This window comes from Mesorhizobium sp. M7A.F.Ca.CA.003.01.2.1 (genome assembly GCF_003998945.1).
Lineage (GTDB): Bacteria > Pseudomonadota > Alphaproteobacteria > Rhizobiales > Rhizobiaceae > Mesorhizobium > Mesorhizobium ciceri.
On sequence record NZ_RZRA01001492.1, the window covers coordinates 1 to 759 of the forward strand.

Annotated in this window: 2 protein-coding genes; both read left to right on the plus strand. The window is 63.1% G+C overall.

The features are described 5' to 3' along the window. The coding region (locus EN969_RS33700; protein WP_245467664.1) for an ATP-binding protein at positions 1-257 on the plus strand (257 nt) is incomplete at its 5' end. Then, on the plus strand, positions 232-759 hold a 528-nt coding region (locus tag EN969_RS33705), incomplete at its 3' end, for a peptidoglycan-binding protein (RefSeq protein WP_164758779.1). The genes EN969_RS33700 and EN969_RS33705, both read left to right, overlap by 26 nt.

A 759-nucleotide genomic window follows, 5' to 3' on the forward strand; every position in this document is an offset into this window, starting at 1 on the left:
CCTTCATGCAGACCCAGAACGACTATACCCGCCGTTTCGAGGGGACTGGTCTTGGCCTTTCACTGGTCAAGGGCCTGGTGGCGCTGCACGAGGGCACGATGTCCATCGAAAGCATGCCAGGCGAGGGCACCACGGTGACCATCAGCCTGCCGGTGAACGGACCGAAGGGACATCAGGCGGAGAAGACCGGCGTGCTGACCATGCCTGTGGCGATGGCGAAAGGGGACAGAGATGGCTCGCTCCGCAAAACCGGCTAAGGCGGTCAAGCGCCGCAGCAATGCCTTTCAGGACGGCGCTGTCGCCGTCGGCGGCATGATCTCGCGCAATCCTGTCCTGGTGGGCGGCTCGACGGCGTTCCTGGTGACGCTGTTCTATGTCTCGGCCAATGCCTTGTGGTACCAACCTTTCCCGCATGCCGGCGCATTTTTTGCGACCCGCAGCATTGCGGGCTTTCCGCACGCGACGCCCGACGAACCGGAGACGACATTCAACATCGTGCGGCCATCCGGCGCGCCGGCACCGATCAAGGGCGATCCGGTTGTCGAGCAGGTGCAAGGCATATTGAAGGATCTCGATTTCTATTCCGGGACGGTCGACGGCATTTCCGGACCCAACACCCGCAAGGCCATCCAGGACTATCAGCAGAAGGTCGGGCTCAACACGTCCGGCGAGATCGACGCGCTTCTGCTCGATCAACTGGGCGCGACGCCGAAGACAGCTTCCGTCGTGCCCAGACCGCAGCCGCGCCTGGATATGCCG